14 protein-coding genes are annotated in these 16,844 nt (G+C 60.3%); 8 read left to right on the forward strand and 6 right to left on the reverse strand.

What is annotated here, in order from left to right; genetic code table 11:
• Positions 1–204 precede the first annotated feature (204 nt).
• The 7 genes from acs to VOY09_RS03925 all read left to right on the forward strand — a co-directional run bounded on the left by acs (position 205) and on the right by VOY09_RS03925 (position 8,932).
• Entirely contained in the window at positions 205–2,169 is a 1,965-nt protein-coding gene (acs, locus tag VOY09_RS03895) for an acetate--CoA ligase (RefSeq protein WP_322893077.1), read from the forward strand.
• A complete protein-coding gene (locus VOY09_RS03900) occupies positions 2,166–2,852 on the forward strand; it encodes an adenylate kinase (protein ID WP_322893078.1) in 687 nt (228 codons plus the stop codon). The genes acs and VOY09_RS03900 overlap by 4 nt, the downstream gene beginning before the upstream one ends.
• 69 nt (positions 2,853–2,921) lie before the next feature.
• Positions 2,922–3,182 (forward strand): DUF4212 domain-containing protein, encoded by a 261-nt coding sequence (locus VOY09_RS03905; RefSeq protein ID WP_322893079.1) that lies wholly within the window; start codon positions 2,922–2,924, stop codon positions 3,180–3,182.
• Between the two features lie 21 nt (positions 3,183–3,203).
• Complete coding sequence (locus VOY09_RS03910) at positions 3,204–5,021, forward strand: sodium:solute symporter family protein (protein WP_322893080.1); 1,818 nt, start codon at positions 3,204–3,206, stop codon at positions 5,019–5,021.
• 114 nt (positions 5,022–5,135) lie between these two features.
• Positions 5,136–6,971 carry a DUF294 nucleotidyltransferase-like domain-containing protein gene (locus VOY09_RS03915; protein ID WP_322893081.1) on the forward strand — a complete coding sequence of 612 codons (1,836 nt, stop codon included), beginning with the start codon at positions 5,136–5,138 and terminating at the stop codon, positions 6,969–6,971.
• A 27-nt stretch (positions 6,972–6,998) separates the two neighbouring features.
• Positions 6,999–7,523 (forward strand): hypothetical protein, encoded by a 525-nt coding sequence (locus VOY09_RS03920; protein WP_322893082.1) that lies wholly within the window; start codon positions 6,999–7,001, stop codon positions 7,521–7,523.
• Positions 7,523–8,932: an exonuclease domain-containing protein gene (locus VOY09_RS03925; protein WP_322893083.1), complete on the forward strand. Its 1,410-nt coding sequence runs from the start codon at positions 7,523–7,525 to the stop codon at positions 8,930–8,932. Before VOY09_RS03920 ends, VOY09_RS03925 begins: the two co-directional genes overlap by 1 nt.
• On the opposite strand, the gene VOY09_RS03930 is transcribed toward VOY09_RS03925, so the two are convergent.
• The 5 genes from VOY09_RS03930 to VOY09_RS03950 form a co-directional block, all read right to left on the reverse strand.
• Positions 8,929–9,702: a 3-keto-5-aminohexanoate cleavage protein gene (locus VOY09_RS03930; RefSeq protein WP_322893371.1), complete on the reverse strand. Its 774-nt coding sequence runs from the start codon at positions 9,700–9,702 to the stop codon at positions 8,929–8,931. The two genes, VOY09_RS03925 and VOY09_RS03930, sit on opposite strands and share 4 nt — an antisense overlap.
• A gap of 5 nt (positions 9,703–9,707) precedes the next feature.
• Positions 9,708–11,036: an aspartate aminotransferase family protein gene (locus VOY09_RS03935; RefSeq protein WP_322893084.1), complete on the reverse strand. Its 1,329-nt coding sequence runs from the start codon at positions 11,034–11,036 to the stop codon at positions 9,708–9,710.
• 4 nt (positions 11,037–11,040) lie between these two features.
• On the reverse strand, positions 11,041–11,466 hold the full coding sequence (locus VOY09_RS03940) for a universal stress protein (RefSeq protein ID WP_322893085.1): 426 nt from the start codon (positions 11,464–11,466) through the stop codon (positions 11,041–11,043).
• 11 nt (positions 11,467–11,477) lie between these two features.
• Positions 11,478–14,120: a TRAP transporter permease gene (locus tag VOY09_RS03945; RefSeq protein WP_322893086.1), complete on the reverse strand. Its 2,643-nt coding sequence runs from the start codon at positions 14,118–14,120 to the stop codon at positions 11,478–11,480.
• Between the two features lie 97 nt (positions 14,121–14,217).
• Positions 14,218–15,183, reverse strand: a complete 966-nt coding sequence (locus tag VOY09_RS03950; RefSeq protein WP_322893087.1) for a TAXI family TRAP transporter solute-binding subunit — start codon at positions 15,181–15,183, stop codon at positions 14,218–14,220.
• A 177-nt stretch (positions 15,184–15,360) separates the two neighbouring features.
• Here VOY09_RS03950 and VOY09_RS03955 point away from each other — a divergent pair, with 177 nt between their 5' ends.
• Positions 15,361–16,221: an SDR family oxidoreductase gene (locus VOY09_RS03955; RefSeq protein ID WP_322893088.1), complete on the forward strand. Its 861-nt coding sequence runs from the start codon at positions 15,361–15,363 to the stop codon at positions 16,219–16,221.
• Here VOY09_RS03955 and VOY09_RS03960 read toward each other — a convergent pair.
• Positions 16,187–16,843, reverse strand: a complete 657-nt coding sequence (locus VOY09_RS03960; RefSeq protein ID WP_322893089.1) for a hypothetical protein — start codon at positions 16,841–16,843, stop codon at positions 16,187–16,189. The genes VOY09_RS03955 and VOY09_RS03960 overlap by 35 nt on opposite strands.
• Position 16,844: the final 1 nt, after the last annotated feature.

Here is a 16,844-nt window from a genome sequence, read left to right on the forward strand (position 1 = left end):
AAATAAATTTTCTGATGGCGCGAGGTTTTTGACAGACTATTTTACTTAAATTGTAAAATTATTTACATTACAATCGAACAAAATCTCTATCTTATTTGAAACTTCCAGCATTCTGCTACTTTGTCACCCGAGGAGATGGCGCAGTGATCATGCAAATGATCCGCGCCAGCGGCTGTAAAAGCCGGGGATAGAATTGGAGGATTCATGACAAATACAACGAATACTGACGCCCGTTTTGCGCCTTCTGCGGACTTTGTTGCAAAGGCCCATGTCACGGCAGAGCAGTATCAGGCGATGTATGACGCATCCATCGCGGACCCGGAAAAATTCTGGGCCGAACATGGCAAAAGAATCGACTGGATCAAGCCCTTCACCAAGGTCAAAAGCACCAGCTTTGCACCCGGCAATATCGATATTAAATGGTTCGAAGACGGCACCCTGAACGTCAGCGCCAATTGCATCGACCGGCATCTGGCCACCCGTGGCGACCAGACAGCGATCATCTGGGAACCTGATGATCCCAAGGATGCGGCCCAGCATATCACCTATAAGGAATTGCACCGCCGGACCTGCCGGATGGCCAATATCCTCGAAACGCTCGGCGTGCGCCGGGGCGACCGGGTGGTGATCTATCTGCCGATGATCCCAGAGGCTGCCTATGCCATGCTGGCCTGCGCTCGGATCGGCGCAGTGCATTCCATCGTTTTCGCAGGCTTTTCGCCTGATGCGTTGGGCGCGCGGATCAACGGTTGTGATGCGAAGGTCGTGATCACCGCCGATCATGCGCCGCGCGGTGGCCGGTCAACGCCGCTGAAATCCAACACCGATGCTGCCCTGCTGCATTGCAAGGACAGCGTGAAATGCCTTGTCGTGCGCCGCACCGGCGGGCAGACAACATGGACCGAAGGCCGCGATTACGATTACAATGAAATGGCGATGGAGGCGGATGATTACGCCACCCCGGTCGAGGTGAATGCCGAAGACCCGCTGTTCATCCTTTACACATCGGGTTCCACCGGCCAGCCAAAGGGCGTTGTGCATACATCAGGCGGCTATCTGGCCTATGCCGCAATGACGCATCAATACACGTTCGATTACCATGATGGCGATATCTTCTGGTGCACCGCCGATGTGGGTTGGGTCACCGGCCACAGCTATATCGTCTACGGGCCGCTGGCCAATGGTGCCACGACGATCATGTTTGAAGGTGTTCCGACCTACCCCGATGCGGGGCGGTTCTGGGCGGTGTGTGAAAAGCACAAGGTGAACCAGTTCTACACCGCCCCCACAGCCCTGCGCGCGTTGATGGCACATGGCAACGATCCGGTCGCGAAATACGACCTGTCCAGCATCAAGGTGCTTGGCACAGTGGGCGAACCCATCAATCCAGAGGCGTGGAACTGGTACAATGATGTCGTCGGCAAGGGCAAATGCCCCATCGTCGATACCTGGTGGCAGACCGAAACCGGCGGTCATCTGCTGACACCTTTGCCGGGCGCGACAGCGACCAAACCCGGATCGGCGACATTGCCGTTCTTCGGCGTGCAGCCGGTGATCCTTGACCCGCAAACGGGCGAGGAAATCACCACCACCGCTGCTGAAGGCGTGCTGTGCATCAAGGACAGCTGGCCCGGCCAGATGCGCACGGTTTATGGCGACCATGAACGGTTTGAGAAGACCTATTTCGCCGACTACAAAAACTACTATTTCACCGGCGACGGGTGCCGCCGCGATGCGGATGGCTATTATTGGATCACCGGTCGCGTCGATGACGTCATCAACGTATCGGGTCACCGGATGGGCACGGCAGAGGTCGAAAGCGCCCTTGTCGCGCATGCCAACGTGGCCGAGGCTGCAGTGGTCGGTTACCCGCATAACATCAAGGGTCAGGGCATCTATGCCTATGTGACCTTGATGAACGGGGTCGAACCATCCGAGGATCTGCGCAAGGATCTGGTGAAATGGGTCCGGTCTGAGATTGGCCCGATCGCCAGCCCGGATCTGATCCAATGGGCGCCCGGTCTGCCGAAAACCCGGTCCGGCAAAATCATGCGCCGCATTCTGCGCAAGATCGCCGAGAATGATCATAGCACCTTGGGCGATACATCGACACTGGCCGATCCATCCGTGGTCGACAACTTGATCGAGAACCGGATGAACAAACCATGAGCGGGGCAGAGACGATGACCCGCCCCGCCGTGTTGATCCTGCTGGGCCCTCCCGGCGCGGGCAAAGGCACGCAGGCGCGGATGTTGCAGGACCGTTTCGGTCTGGTGCAGCTATCCACCGGCGATCTGTTGCGCGCCGCTGTTGCTGCGGGGACAGAGGCCGGCAAAACCGCCAAGGCGGTGATGACCGCAGGCGGGCTAGTCAGCGATGACATCGTGCTGGCGATCCTGAAAGACCGGATGGCCGAACCCGACACCGCACAAGGCGTGATCCTTGACGGTTTCCCGCGCACGACTGTGCAGGCAGAAGCACTTGATAAACTGCTGGCCGAAAGCGGGCAACGGATCAATGCCGCCGTGTCGCTGGATGTCGATGATGCGGAAATGGTCAACCGCATTGCCGGGCGTTACACCTGCGGCAACTGCGGTGAAGGCTATCATGATACGTTCAAAACACCCGCCAAACCCGGCGTCTGCGACAAATGCGCCAGCACCGACATGGTCCGACGGCCCGATGACAAGGCTGAAACGGTGGGCCAACGGCTGGCGGCCTATCATGCACAGACCGCACCGTTAATCACATATTATGAGAAACAAGGTAACCTGCAACGGATCAATGCCATGGGCGAGATTGATCAGGTCGCCACAGAGCTGAACGCGATTATTCAACAAGCCATCGCGTAACAGGGAGGGGAAAAGTCGCAGGGCTCAACCCTGCGGCTTTCAATCGTCAACAAGGGAGGAAGCCTGAAAATGGCAGAGGAACCACAAAACAACAACGCGTATTGGGCCGCCAATGTGCGGATCATCCAGATCTCTCTGGTGGTCTGGGCATTGGTATCATTCGGTTTTGGCATCATCTTGCGCCCCGCGCTCAAGGGGATTTCCGTCGGCGGTGCCGATTTGGGATTCTGGTTTGCGCAGCAAGGCTCGATCCTGGTGTTCCTGGTGCTGATCTTTTTCTACGCCTGGCGCATGAACAAGCTCGACGCTGAACACGGCGTCGAAGAATAAGCATAAGGGACAGGGAAACCAATGGATCAGTATACACTCAACCTGCTGGTGGTCGGCGCGTCCTTTGCGCTCTACATCGGCATCGCGATCTGGGCCCGTGCGGGCACGACCGCGGAATTCTATGCAGCCGGTCAGGGCGTTCCGCCCGTGATGAACGGCATGGCGACGGCGGCAGACTGGATGTCGGCGGCGTCGTTCATTTCGATGGCAGGGATCATCGCGCTGGCACCTGCGGGCGGCTATACGCAATCATCCTTCCTGATGGGCTGGACCGGCGGCTATGTGCTTCTGGCACTGCTGCTGGCACCTTACCTGCGCAAATTCGGCAAATTCACTGTGCCGGAATTCGTCGGTGACCGCTTCTATTCCAAAGGTGCACGGCTTGTCGCTGTGATCTGTCTGATCGTCATCTCGGTGACTTACGTGATCGGCCAGATGCGCGGTGTGGGCGTGACCTTCGCGCGCTTCTTGGAAGTTTCGACCGATACCGGGCTTTATATCGGTGCGGCGATTGTTTTCGCCTATGCCGTTTTCGGCGGGATGAAAGGCATCACCTATACGCAGGTTGCACAATATTGCGTGCTGATCGTGGCCTATACGATTCCTGCGATCTTCATCTCTTTGCAGATCACCGGGAATTTCCTGCCGCAGCTGGGTCTGCTCGGGGGTTATGCGCCAACCGGCGGCGATGTCGCGTTTCTGGCCAAGCTGGACGCGGTCGTCACAGAACTGGGCTTTACCCAATATACCGCTGACACGACATCGATGCTAAACATGGTGTTCTTCACAATGTCGCTGATGATCGGCACCGCCGGTCTGCCGCACGTCATCATCCGCTTTTTCACCGTGCCGAAAGTGTCGGACGCACGTTGGTCGGCAGGTTGGGCGCTGGTGTTCATCGCATTGCTTTACACCGTGGCACCTGCCGTGGGGTCGATGGCGCGTCTGAACCTGACGACGACATTCTGGCCAAATGCTGAGACAGGCCTGGCACTGGACGGTGACGCGATTTCGCTGGAAGAGATCAACACCAATCCTGACCTTGCCTGGATCAACACCTGGCAGAACACGGGTCTGCTGGGCTTTGAAGACAAGAACGGCGACGGCCTGATCCAGTACTACAACGAAAGCAATCCAGAAATGCAGGCCATCGCGGCCGAGCGTGGCTGGACCGGGAACGAGCTGACAACCGTCGATAACGACATGATGGTTCTGGCCAACCCAGAGATCGCAGCGCTTCCGGGCTGGGTGATCGCATTGGTTGCGGCAGGCGGTCTGGCGGCGGCTTTGTCAACGGCAGCAGGTCTGTTGCTCGCGATCTCATCGGCGGTGTCGCATGACCTGATCAAAGGCTCGATCAACCCCAATATCAGCGAAAAAGGCGAATTGCTGGCCGCGCGGATTTCCATGGGCTTTGCGATTGTGCTGGCGACATGGCTGGGACTCAACCCTCCGGGCTTTGCGGCGCAGGTGGTGGCGCTGGCCTTTGGCCTTGCTGCGGCGACGATCTTCCCTGTGCTGATGATGGGGATCTTCTCTAAGCGGGTGAACAAGGAAGGCGCGATTGTCGGGATGCTGGTGGGTCTGTTCACCACCGCGATCTACATCTTCCTCTATCTGGGCTGGTTCTTCATCCCCGGCACAGCGACGCTGGAAAACATCCCCGCTAACTGGCTGTTCGGCATTGCACCGGCATCCTTCGGCACCGTGGGTGCGATCCTGAACTTCGCCTCGGCCTATGCTGTGTCCGCAGTGACCAAAGCACCGCCACGCGAAATCCAGGAACTTGTGGAATCGATCCGTGTGCCAAAAGGCGCAGGCGCGGCCACAGGTCACTAAACCAACAAGGCGGGCAGGTCACATGATCTGCCCGCCTTGCTTTTTCAGATGTCAGGCGCGCCCGCTTGTGCCAGACAGGGATAGCCAGTCAGGCTATCGTCAAGGATGCATCCGATGCCACGATCAATGACCGATCTGCGCCGCTTTCTGTCATCCCTTCATCCCTACGACAGCTTGCCGGATGCTGACCTGCACCGGATTGCTGCACAATTCACCAGACACCCCATGCAAAAGGACGAGGTGATCTATCACTTCGGCGAACCCTGCAAAGGGCTCTATGTCATCCTCGACGGCGACGTCGAAATCACTGCCGAGAATGGTGAGATTGTTTCGCGCCTGAGCAGCCGCAATTCTTTCGGCGAACGCGGTCTGATGCGCGACGGCAAGACTGGCACCGCTGCCCGCGCGCTCAGCGATGGTGAATTGCTGCTGCTGCCCTCGGGCGCATTTCACGCGCTCATCACGGCCAATCCCGACGCCCATCGGTTCTTTACCCGCGGCAAGACGCGCGAGGGCATCGACGCCACCCGCCCCGCAACCTTGGTCGAAACCCGTGTCGACCAGTTGATGGCCAGCGATCCTGTCACCTGCGCATCAGATGCGACGATCAGTGACGCTGCCAAATTGATGCGGGAACATCGCATCTCCTGCCTGCCCGTCACCCAAGGCGGCAAATTGGCCGGAATCGTCACCCTGCACGATATCAACAACCGCGTCGTCGCCGAAGGTCTGGACCCTGCACAACCCGTCGCCCGGATCATGACCGCCGATCCCCTGACCCTGCCGCCATCAGCCATCGGGTCGGACGTGCTGCATATGATGATGGAACGCCGGTTCGGCCATGTTCCCATCGTCGATCAGGGCAAATTGGTCGGCATCGTCACCCAGACCAATCTGACCCGGTTTCAGGCGGCCAATTCCGCCTCGCTCGTCCATGGTGTGGTGCGCGCGACAACGCCTGCCGATATGGCCAAGGTCACCGCGAAAATCCCGCAACTGCTGGTGCAACTGGTCGGCGCGGGCAACCGGCATGAAACCGTGACCCGGCTGATCACCGATATCGCCGATGCCGTTACCCGCCGCTTGCTGACACTGGCCGAGGCTGAATTCGGCCCGCCCCCGGTGCCTTACCTGTGGCTGGCCTGCGGATCGCAGGGGCGGCAGGAACAGACCGGCGTATCGGATCAGGACAATTGCCTGATGCTGGATGATGCTGTGACGGATGCCGACATGCCCTATTTCGCGACGCTCGCGAAATTCGTCAGCGATGGGTTGGATCAGGCGGGCTATTTCTATTGCCCCGGCGACATGATGGCGACCAACCCGCGCTGGTGCCAGCCTCTGCACGTCTGGCGCAGCTATTTCCGCCGCTGGATCGACAGCCCCAGCACAGAGGCGCAGATGCTCGCGTCAGTCATGTTCGACCTGCGGCCCATCGGCGGGACCACGTCACTGTTCGATGATCTGCACCGTGAAACGCTGGAACAAGCCGCGCGCAATTCGATCTTTGTCGCGCATATGGTCTCCAATTCACTGAAACATAACCCGCCTTTGGGCCTGCTGCGCGGCTTTGCGACCCTGCGCAGCGGCGAACACAAGAACCATATCGACATGAAGATGAACGGCGTGATCCCGGTCGTCGATCTGGGACGGATCTATGCCCTGCGCGGGCAACTTGAAAGCGTCAACACCCGCGCCCGGATCGCCAGCGCCCATGGTGCCGGGCTGATCAGCCAAAGCGGCGGGCGCGATCTGCTGGATGCTTATGATCTGATCGCGCAAACACGGCTGGAGCATCAGGCCGTGCTGATCCGCGCCGGTGCAAGGCCCGATAACTTCATGTCGCCCAGTGTCTTGTCCGAATTCGAACGCAGCCACCTGCGCGACGCTTTCGTCGTCGTGCGCACGATGCAATCCGCTGTCACCCAAGGGCGCGGTGTGATCGGATAAGAAAAGAATAATCAAAGGACCCCAAGAATGTATGTCGACATAATCACGATCATCGCCGCCGGTTTCGCCGCTGCCGGTATCGCGCTGATCCTGAACCGCCTGACCGGGCGGCGCCTGCCGCGCTGGATCGTGCCCGCGACCGCCGGTGCAGGCATGATCCTCATGAGCCTGACCAATGAATACCGCTGGTATCCGCGCACGGCGACCCTGCTGCCGGAAGGATATGAGGTGATCTCGACCGTCGATTACTCCGCCCCTTTCAGCCCCTGGACCTATGTCGTGCCTTACGTGAACCGCTTTGCCGCGGTCGATGTGGCAGGCGCGCAGCGCAACGCCAATCAGCCTGATCTGCGGCTGACCAATGTTGTTTTCTTCACACGCTGGCAATCAATGCAGACCCGGAACGCGGTGTTTGACTGCGCACAGGGGCGGTCGGCGCTGCTGGATGGCGATGCGGTCATCGATGATGACGGATCGATCCGCGTGTCGCGCTGGGATCAGACCGGGCTGGATGACCCGGCCACGGCGCTGGTCTGTCAGGCGGCCGGCTGATGTTCGACAGGGTCCGGCCACGGCAACGCACGCTTGCTTTCTTCGCACTGCTGGCCTTTGCCTGTATCGGCGCAGTTGTCGGTGCGCTGCTGCTGGCCAATGCACGGCTGGACCCTGATCACCCGCAAGCGGCCCTGCTGACCGCCGGATTGCTGGCGGGTTTCGCGATTTTTGGCATCTGTGCGGTCATGTGGCTGGTGCTTGACGATATGATCGTGCGCCCGCTGGAACGGCTGACCGCCGCGATGCAGGCCCATGCCGCCAGTGACATGCGCCGGGGAATCGACCCCGCGCCGCTGAAACACCTGGGCGATCTGGCAGCGGCGGCGGCGGCGCTGACAAACCGCCTTGCCGCCGCGCGGATGGCGACCGATCAGCATCTGGCGAAATCCACCAGCAAGCTGACCTTTGAACGCGAACAACTGACCCGGATCCTGTCGGCGATCCCTGCCGCCGTGCTGATGGTCAGCCCGGACCACCGCATCACGCTTTACGATGGCCATGCGGCAATGATGCTGGATGACCAGCACCATCTGGGGCTGGGTCAGCCGGTCTTTGACTATTTTGACGAAACCTATCTGCGCGCCGCGCTGGACAATCTGTCCGACAGCAGACGCGGCACGCTGGATCAGCAAGTGCCGACCGCCGATGGCGCGCGCATGCTGGATGTCAGCCTGCATGATCTGGGGCAAGGGCAGGGCTATATGCTGTCCTTTTCCGTGCCGCGCGGGGCGAGCCCGGCCCGGCCCGTCGTGTTTGATTTCGAGATGAACACCCGCAAACGATCTGGCGATATCATGAACCGGCGGCTGCGCGATCTGACCTATGTGGTGTTCGATACCGAAACCACCGGCTTTCTGCCCAACAAGGATGAGGTCGTGCAGATCGGCGCGCTGCGCCTCGTCAATGGCCAGCAGGCCAAGGGCGAGGTTTTGGACCTGCTCGTCAACCCCGGCCGCCCGATCCCGGCGCGATCTACCGCCGTGCACGGGATCAATGATGCGATGGTGCAGGACGCGCCCGATATGGCGCAGGCGGGGCGCAAATTTCACAGCTTCGCCCGCGATGCCGTGCTGGTGGCGCATAATGCGCCTTTCGATCTGGCATTCTTTCACCGCCATTCGGCACAGATTGGGGCGAAATTCGACAATCCGGTGCTGGATACGGTGCTTTTGTCCGCCGTGCTGTTCGGGATGACGGAAGGCCATACGCTGGATGAGCTGTGCCAGCGGCTTGGCGTGGAATTGCGCGATGAACACCGGCATACGGCGATTGGCGATGCGACAGCGACGCGGGATGTGTTCCTGCGGATGATCCCGATGTTAGAGGCGCGCGGGCTGACCACCTTTGGCGCGGTGCTGAACGAGATCCGCAAGCACAAAAGGTTGCTGCCGGATCTGAATGGTTAATGCGCGTCTCTGATCAGGCGGGCGATTTCGGCGACACGCATGGCGTTATCGGCGGCAATGCTGCCATCGGCCATATGCAGGTTGTTTTCAAATCCCACGCGGATCTTGCCGCCAAGGGCGTGAGCCGCCATCAAACATTCCGTTTCGGCCTGACCAAAAGCGCAGATCGCCCAGTCAGCTGACAGGCCCACCTGTTTCGCCATGGCCAGAAAGGGTGACAGGTCTTCCGGCGCGCTGACCTGCCCCTTGGTGTAGCGGCCCAGCACATAAAGCACGGTCAGGTTGTCAGCGGGAATGGTGCCAGCAGCGATTTCTTCGGCCAGCCAGCGGACCTGCGCTGGGTCATAGAGGATATGCTGCACCGCCACCCCCGCTTCGGCCAAAGCGTGATAGCTGCGTCTGGCGGCGGCTTGGTCGCCATCGGCCAGCATCTCGGCCAGCGCGATGGAGACAGCTTCCGGCGTGATCTGCCGCAGAAGCGCGCGTTGATCGGCGGGGGTGAAGATGCCCACAGCCTCTGTCGTGATCTGCACGGGCAGGGCGGGAACGGCGCGCCTGATCTCGGCAATCAGTTCCGCATAGAGCCCCGCATCCAGCACATGCGCGCCATCGGCGTCACGCACATGGGCGTGGATCGCACCGGCCCCGGCTGCGTGGCAGGCACGGGCAGTGGCGACGGTTTCAGCGATGGTCACCGGCAGCGCGGGATGATCGGCCTTGCCCCGCCGCGCGCCGTTGGGGGCGACCATGATGGTGGGCAAATGCGTCAGCCGGTTCATGCGGCGAGGGCGGTTTCGATGGCTATCGACAGCTTATCCGTCAACTCCCCGATCTGATCGTCACTGATGATGAAGGGCGGGGCGAGCAGGATGTGATCACCGCGCTGCCCGTCAATCGTGCCGCCCATCGGGTAGCAGATCAGGCCAGCCTCCATCGCGGCAGCCTTGATCTTGGCGTGCAATTTGCGGGAGGGATCAAACACCGCCCTGGTTTCGCGGTCCGCCACCAGTTCCAGCCCGCGAAACAAGCCGCGCCCACGGATATCACCGATATGGGGATGCTGGCCGAACCGGTCGCGCAATGCGGCGTCGAGCGTGTTGCCCGCCTGAAGCACACGCGGCAATAATTGCCGGTCACGGATCGCGCGCAGCACAGCCCCAGCCCCGGCGGCGGCCATGGCATGGCCCATATAGGTGTGACCATGCTGGAAGAAACCAGAACCACCCGCGATGGCATCGTAGATCCGCCCGGTGCAGATCAGCGCGCCGATGGGTTGGTATCCCGCCCCTAACCCCTTGGCGACGGTTATCATATCAGGGGCAACGTCATCTTCGGCGCAGGCGTAAAGATGCCCGGTCCGGCCCATGCCACACATGACCTCATCAAGGATCAGCAAAACGCCGTGACGGTCACATATCTGCCGGATGCGTTTGAGGTAGCCCGGCACGGCAGGCACAGCACCCATTGTCGCCCCTACCACCGGTTCACCGACGAAGGCCATGACAGTTTCAGGGCCAAGGCGCAGAATTTCCGCCTCCAACTCATCCGCGACGCGCAACCCGTAGTCTTCGGGCGTTTCCCCCTCCTGCCGGTCGCGGTATTCATAGCAAGGCGCGATATGGCTGGTCTCGGCCAGCAAAGGCGCGAATTGTGCGCGCCGCCAGGCATTGCCACCAGCAGCCAGCGCGCCAAGCGTATTACCGTGATAGCTTTGCCGCCGCGCAATCACCCGGTGGCGGGATGGCTGGCCGATTTCCATGAAATATTGCCGGGCGAGTTTGATCGCCGCCTCCACCGCCTCTGACCCGCCGGAGACGAGATAGACGCGGTCCAGACCTGCCGGCGCATCGGCGATCAGCAGATCGGCGAGGGTTTCGGCGACGTCCGTGGTGAAAAACCCGGTATGGGCAAATGCGATCTTGTCCAACTGGTCGTGCAAGGCGGCGCGCACATCCGGGTCGGAATGGCCAAGGCAGGACACGGCGGCCCCGCCCGAACCATCCAGATAGCGTTTGCCTGCGGCGTCGATGATATAGCAACCATCGCCTGCAACGGCCTGCGCCAATTGTCCCTTGGTCGCGCGGCCAAAGATGTGCTGTGACAAGAATCTAGCTCCGCACGACATAGACCGAGCAATGGGCGTGCCGGACCACGCGCGCGGCATTGGGACCCAGCAGATAATCGCGGAACACCGGGCGGTGCGATCCCATGACGATCACATCAACGCTCAGCTTTTCGGCGGCGCGCAGGATTTCATCATAGATCGTGCCATGCAGGATATGCGGATGCACATCGACGCTGTCGGGCACATGGGTGTTGATCCAATCGGTCAGGGCTTTGCCAAAGGCGGCAATCGCCTCTTTTTCGTAGTTTTTCTTAAAATACCCGCTGACCTGCGCCAGCCCGAAATCGGGCAAGACGCTGACGACATGCAGGATGCCATCATCACCGACCATCAACAACGCCTCGCGCAGGGCGGCTTGCCAGCTGACCGTATCGGTCAGGTCGATGGGCATCAGGATCGATCTGGGCATGGCTTGTATCCTCAGAATGCGGGTTGGGTCTGTCTGCGGCGCTGGAACAGGATCACCAGCCCCAGCAGCAGGAAGGCAGGCAGATAGAAGATTTCCTCGGGCATCCGGTCACTGGGCGTTTCCACCCGCAGAATTTCAACCTGATCATCGGCGTAGAAATCGAAACCGCGCAAAGCCTCGGAATAGGCGGTGCCGGGCATCGGTTCTTCCATCATCATAAATTCGCCCTGCGGGAGCAGGAAGAACCCGGTATCCGCCAGACGCTGCTCCGGCGGCGTGTCATCAATATCGAACCGGATCGTCGTTTGTCGCAATTCGCCGGTGGCGAAATCGGGGCCTTGCAACAGGATGCGGAAAAACTCGCCTTCTTCGGCCTCTTGCAGCACGGATTCAAACGCGGTGCCGGGGAGATTTTCAAACCGTGGCTGCACCCGGTCGAGCCAGAAATTCGGCACGAACAGCGTGAAAGCCACCAGTAGCAGCGCCGCTGATTCCCACAGGCGGGAACGGGCGAAGAAATAGCCTTGGGTCGCGGCGGCGAAGAGCAGCATAGCAAAGGTTGCGACGATGAAGACCTGTAGCGCTGTCAGGATGCCGACAGTCGTGCCCAGATCGACCCCGAACAGGATCAGCGTCGGGTTGTAAATGAACAGGAACGGCAAGGCGACAGTGCGCAGGCTATAGAAGAACGCGGTAAAGCCGGTCTTGATAGGATCGCCCCCCGATACGGCGGCAGCGGCGAAACTGGCAAGGCCCACAGGCGGCGTCACATCGGCCATGATCCCGAAATAGAACACGAACAAATGCGCCGCGATCAGCGGGATGATCAGCCCCTGATCCGCGCCAAGGTTGACGACAACGCCCGCCATCAGCGAGGACACGACGATGTAATTCGCCGTGGTCGGCAGGCCAAGGCCAAGCACAAGCGAGAATACCCCGACCAGCAGAAGCATGATGAACAGATTGCCGCCCGACAAAAGCTCGACCAGCCCGGCGAGTTCAGTGCCGATCGGTGTGCGGGTGACGGTGGCAACGATGATCCCGGCAGCACCGGTTGCAACAGCAATGCCGATCATGTTGCGCGACCCGGCGATCATGCCTTCGATCAGATCATCAAAACCGGCGCGGAACTGGCCAATCAGATCGCTTTCGCCGCGCATCAGCGCCTTGATCGGTTTCTGCGTCAGCAGAATCGCGAACATCACCAGCACGGCGTAGAATGCAGATTTCGCGGGGGATTGGCGTTCTACCATCAGGAACCAGACCAGCACGATGATCGGCAGCAGGTAATGCAGGCCCGTCGGCACAACCTGCCCCATGATGGGCAAAGTGACCTGTTCGGCATTGGGATCGTCGACTTCGAGTTCTGGCTGTTTGGAGGCGACATAGAGCGCCGCAAGATAAAGCCCCGCCACAGCCCCGAAAATCACCCAAGGGGCGATCCCCGGTGCGACACTGCGCAGCATATCCACCGCCCAGATCGCGCCATAGAACACCGCACCTGCGACAGCAAAACCGACAAAAACTTTCAACAGCATGCTTAGCAGGCTGCCGCCTTCGCCCAAGGCAGGCATGTCGTTTTTCAACGCCTCCAAATGAACGATATAGACCAAGGCGATATAGCTGATGATCGCGGGGATGAAGGCGTGTTTGATCACCTCCAGATAAGAAATCCCGATGAATTCGACCATCAGGAAGGCCGCAGCACCCATGACCGGCGGCATGATCTGCCCGTTGACGGAGGATGACACTTCGACCGCGCCGGCCTTTTCGGCAGAGAAACCGACGCGCTTCATCAGCGGGATGGTGAATGTGCCGGTGGTGACCACATTGGCGATAGACGAGCCAGAGATCAGGCCCGTCGCGGCAGAGCCGACGACAGCGGCCTTGGCCGGCCCGCCGCGCAGATGGCCCAGACCGGCAAAGGCCATCTTGATGAAATAATTGCCCGCACCGGCCTTATCCAGCAAGGAACCGAACAGCACGAAAAGAAACACGAAAGATGTCGAAACACCCAAGGGAATGCCGAACACCCCTTCGGTGGACAGCCATTGCGTGTTGATGATCGAATCCAGCGTGCGCCCGTTATGGGCGATCAGATCGGGGATCAGCCAGCCCTGGCCGAAATAGCTATAGGCCAGAAACAGCGCCGCCACGATGGTCAGCGCCGGGCCGAGCGAGCGGCGGCTCGCCTCCAGCAGGATCAGGATGCCGATGGCGCCGATCCAGATCTGCATCTGGGTCGGCAGGCCAGACCGCGCAGTGCCCGCCAATTCGCGCGAAAACGCAAAGACATAAAGTGCGGCACCCGCGCCCAAAATTGCCAAAGCCCAGTCATAAAGCGGGATATGGTCGCGCGGCGATGTCTTGGCCGCCGGATAGGCCAGAAAGGCCAGACCAAGGGCCAGCGCCAGATGCATGGGTCGCGTCTGGTCAGAGCCGAGGATTTTGACAAAAGGCAATTGCCCGAACCAGAATTGCGGTTCTGCGATCCAGACCTGAAACAAGGCCCAGAACAGGGCCAGCCCGGCGATCAACAGCGCCACCGCCCGGCTGCGGGGGTTGCGCGCACCGCTGTCGGTGGAGGCCACCAGATCCTGCAATTCTTCGTCGGTAAATCCGCGCCGATCCTTGGCCTCTGTGTCGTTGCTCATGCCGGACCTCTTGATACTGAATGACATATGTGCGCCAGACCTGCGCGGGGTCGGATATGCCCGCCAACCGATAACGGCTGGCGGGCATGAGGTCGGATTATTCCATCAGACCGGCTTCTTCGTAATACCGCACAGCGCCGTCGTGAAGCGGGGCGGAATTACCGTCATTGACCATCTCAGCGGCTTCCAGCGCCGACAGCGCCGGGTGTAATTCGCGGAACTGATCAAGGTTTTCAAAAATCGCCTTGGTGGTCTCGTAAACCACTTCTTCCGACACGGCGGTCGACGTCACGAAAGTCGCACCCACACCGAATGTGGTCACGTCTTCATCGGTGCCGCGATACATGCCACCGGGGATGGTGGCGACGCGGTAATAGGGGTTCGCCTCGATCAGACCATCGATCACATCGCCGGTCACATTGACCAGAATGGTGTCACAGGCGGTCGTGGCTTCCTGAATCGCACCAGATGGGTGACCCACGGTGTAGATCATCGCATCGATATTGTTGTCGCAAAGCGCTGCGGCCTGTTCGGCTGGCGGCAGCTCAGAAGCCACGGCGAAATCACTTGTGGTCCAGCCGATCGCATCCATCACGACTTCCATCGTCGCACGCTGGCCGGAACCGGGGTTGCCGATGTTGACGCGCTTGCCTTGCAGGTCTTCAAAATCGGTGATGCCGGAATCGGCACGCGCCACAACGGTGAAAGGTTCAGGGTGCAGCGAGAAGACAGCGCGCAGGTCTTCGAACGCGCCGCCGCTTTCAAAATCGGCCACGCCGTTGAACGAATTGAACTGCGTATCGGATTGCGCGACGCCGAATTCCAGCTCGCCCGAACGAATGGCGTTGATGTTGAAGACCGAGCCGCCGGTCGATTCCACACCGCAGCGGATGCCATGTTCGGCACGGTCGCGGTTCACCAAGCGACAGATCGCGCCGCCAGCGGGGTAATACACGCCGGTCACGCCGCCGGTCCCGATGGAAATGAATGTATCCTGTGCCTGTGCTGCACCGCCCGTCATTGCAACGGCGGCGGCTGCTGCGGCCATCCAGTTCTTGTTCATAACCTTCTCCCTTTTAGGTCAATGTCACGGCTGCCAAGGGACAGCCTGTTTTTCCGGCACCCGCACGTTGCGCAGGCATCCGGCCATGCCTTATTAGGGGTGCATCACGCGGTTTTGTCAAACCGTTAACCTGCACCGGGGGCTTGCACCTTTGCGTCCAAAACGGCACGAAGCCTTATGACACAGACATTGCTTTCCTTCGGTCACGGTTTCAGCGCGCGCGCGCTGACCGGGCTTTTGCGCCCGCAGGGCTGGCGGATCATCGGCACAACACGGTCCGATGACAAGGCCGCGCGCCTGATGGCGGAAGGGGTCGAACCGCGGATCTGGCCCGGTGCCGATCTGAGGCCAGCGCTGGATTGCGCGACGCATCTGCTGATTTCCGCAGCACCGGACGAAAACGGCGATCCGGTTTTGGCTGAATTGCAGGGCGAGATTACCCAGCGCGCCGGACAGTTCGCATGGGTCGGCTATCTGTCCACCACCGGCGTTTACGGCGATCATGGCGGTGACTGGGTGGATGAGACCACACCCCTGACTCCTGCCACCAAACGCGGCATCGCGCGGGTGCAGGCAGAGGCGGCATGGGCCGCGATCCCCGACCTGCCTTTGCATATCTTCCGCCTTGCGGGCATCTATGGTCCGGGACGCGGCCCCTTTGCCAAGGTCCGTGATGGATCAGCCCGCCGGATCATCAAGCCGGGGCAGGTGTTCAGCCGCACCCATGTCGCCGATATCGCGCAGGTGCTGGCGGCCTCCATCGCGCGGCCCAATCCCGGCGGGATCTATAACGTCTGCGACGATGACCCCGCCCCGCCCGAGGATGTGATCGGCTATGCCGCGGAACTACTGGGCCTGCCGCTGCCCCCGGCGGAGGATTTCGCGACCGCAGAGATGACCCCGATGGCGCGCAGTTTCTATGCCGAAAGCAAGAAGGTCAGCAATGCCCGGATCAAGGATGAATTGGGTGTGACGCTGATCTATCCCGATTATCGCGCGGGGCTTAAGGCCTTGCTGGCGCAGGAAAATAGCGCCTAACGACCCAAGCAATCCCGGCAAAAACGAAAAGCAGGATCAACCCGGTGGCAAGGTTGATGGCGTAAAACGTCAGCCGGTCGGCAAATGCCAGATTGTTCAGAAATGGATAGGGCAGGCCAGATGTGACGCTGCCCTGCGGCGTTGCGTTCATCGGACCCACGAACACCTCGGCCCATGTCAAATAGACCACGATCACACCGACCAACCAGATTAGCGCAGGCCCAAGACGACGGTAGCTACGGTGAACAAAAATCGTGTCGATCACCTGCAAGGCCGGGCCGACCAGATGCAGATAGATCTCCAGATGCCAGGCCGCCAATTGCCCGTCCGGCGTCACAGATGTCGGGTCTGCGAAATACAACCGCCAATACAGGATCACGACCATCGTATTGATCACCGCCGTCATGCAGACGAACCCGTCCCAACGCCGGGTGCTGCGGCCTGCTGTCAGGGCGATCATCCGGCTGGCGGCGAAGAACGACATGAACAGGGCCCAGATCGTCAGGAACCGGAACGGGCCGCCAAAGGCATCAAAACCGCCGAAAATCAGCGTGCGGATGCAATAGCCCGCCGCCAACAGAAAAACCAACCACCGATAAATCGCGACAGGGCTCAGGTTCATC

The sequence above is a fragment of the Yoonia sp. 67-2 genome, assembly GCF_035117555.1.
In the GTDB taxonomy this organism is placed as follows: domain Bacteria; phylum Pseudomonadota; class Alphaproteobacteria; order Rhodobacterales; family Rhodobacteraceae; genus Yoonia.

Excerpts from the sequence above, each read along its gene's own strand:
- acs (WP_322893077.1), top strand. The coding sequence starts at position 205 with ATGACAAATACAACGAATACTGACGCCCGTTTTGCGCCTTCTGCGGAC.
- VOY09_RS03900 (WP_322893078.1), top strand. The coding sequence starts at position 2,166 with ATGAGCGGGGCAGAGACGATGACCCGCCCCGCCGTGTTGATCCTGCTG.
- VOY09_RS03905 (WP_322893079.1), top strand. The coding sequence starts at position 2,922 with ATGGCAGAGGAACCACAAAACAACAACGCGTATTGGGCCGCCAATGTG.
- VOY09_RS03910 (WP_322893080.1), top strand. The coding sequence starts at position 3,204 with ATGGATCAGTATACACTCAACCTGCTGGTGGTCGGCGCGTCCTTTGCG.
- VOY09_RS03915 (WP_322893081.1), top strand. The coding sequence starts at position 5,136 with ATGCCACGATCAATGACCGATCTGCGCCGCTTTCTGTCATCCCTTCAT.
- VOY09_RS03920 (WP_322893082.1), top strand. The coding sequence starts at position 6,999 with ATGTATGTCGACATAATCACGATCATCGCCGCCGGTTTCGCCGCTGCC.
- VOY09_RS03925 (WP_322893083.1), top strand. The coding sequence starts at position 7,523 with ATGTTCGACAGGGTCCGGCCACGGCAACGCACGCTTGCTTTCTTCGCA.
- VOY09_RS03940 (WP_322893085.1), bottom strand. The coding sequence starts at position 11,466 with ATGCCCAGATCGATCCTGATGCCCATCGACCTGACCGATACGGTCAGC.
- VOY09_RS03945 (WP_322893086.1), bottom strand. The coding sequence starts at position 14,120 with ATGAGCAACGACACAGAGGCCAAGGATCGGCGCGGATTTACCGACGAA.
- VOY09_RS03950 (WP_322893087.1), bottom strand. The coding sequence starts at position 15,183 with ATGAACAAGAACTGGATGGCCGCAGCAGCCGCCGCCGTTGCAATGACG.
- VOY09_RS03955 (WP_322893088.1), top strand. The coding sequence starts at position 15,361 with ATGACACAGACATTGCTTTCCTTCGGTCACGGTTTCAGCGCGCGCGCG.
- VOY09_RS03960 (WP_322893089.1), bottom strand. The coding sequence starts at position 16,843 with ATGAACCTGAGCCCTGTCGCGATTTATCGGTGGTTGGTTTTTCTGTTG.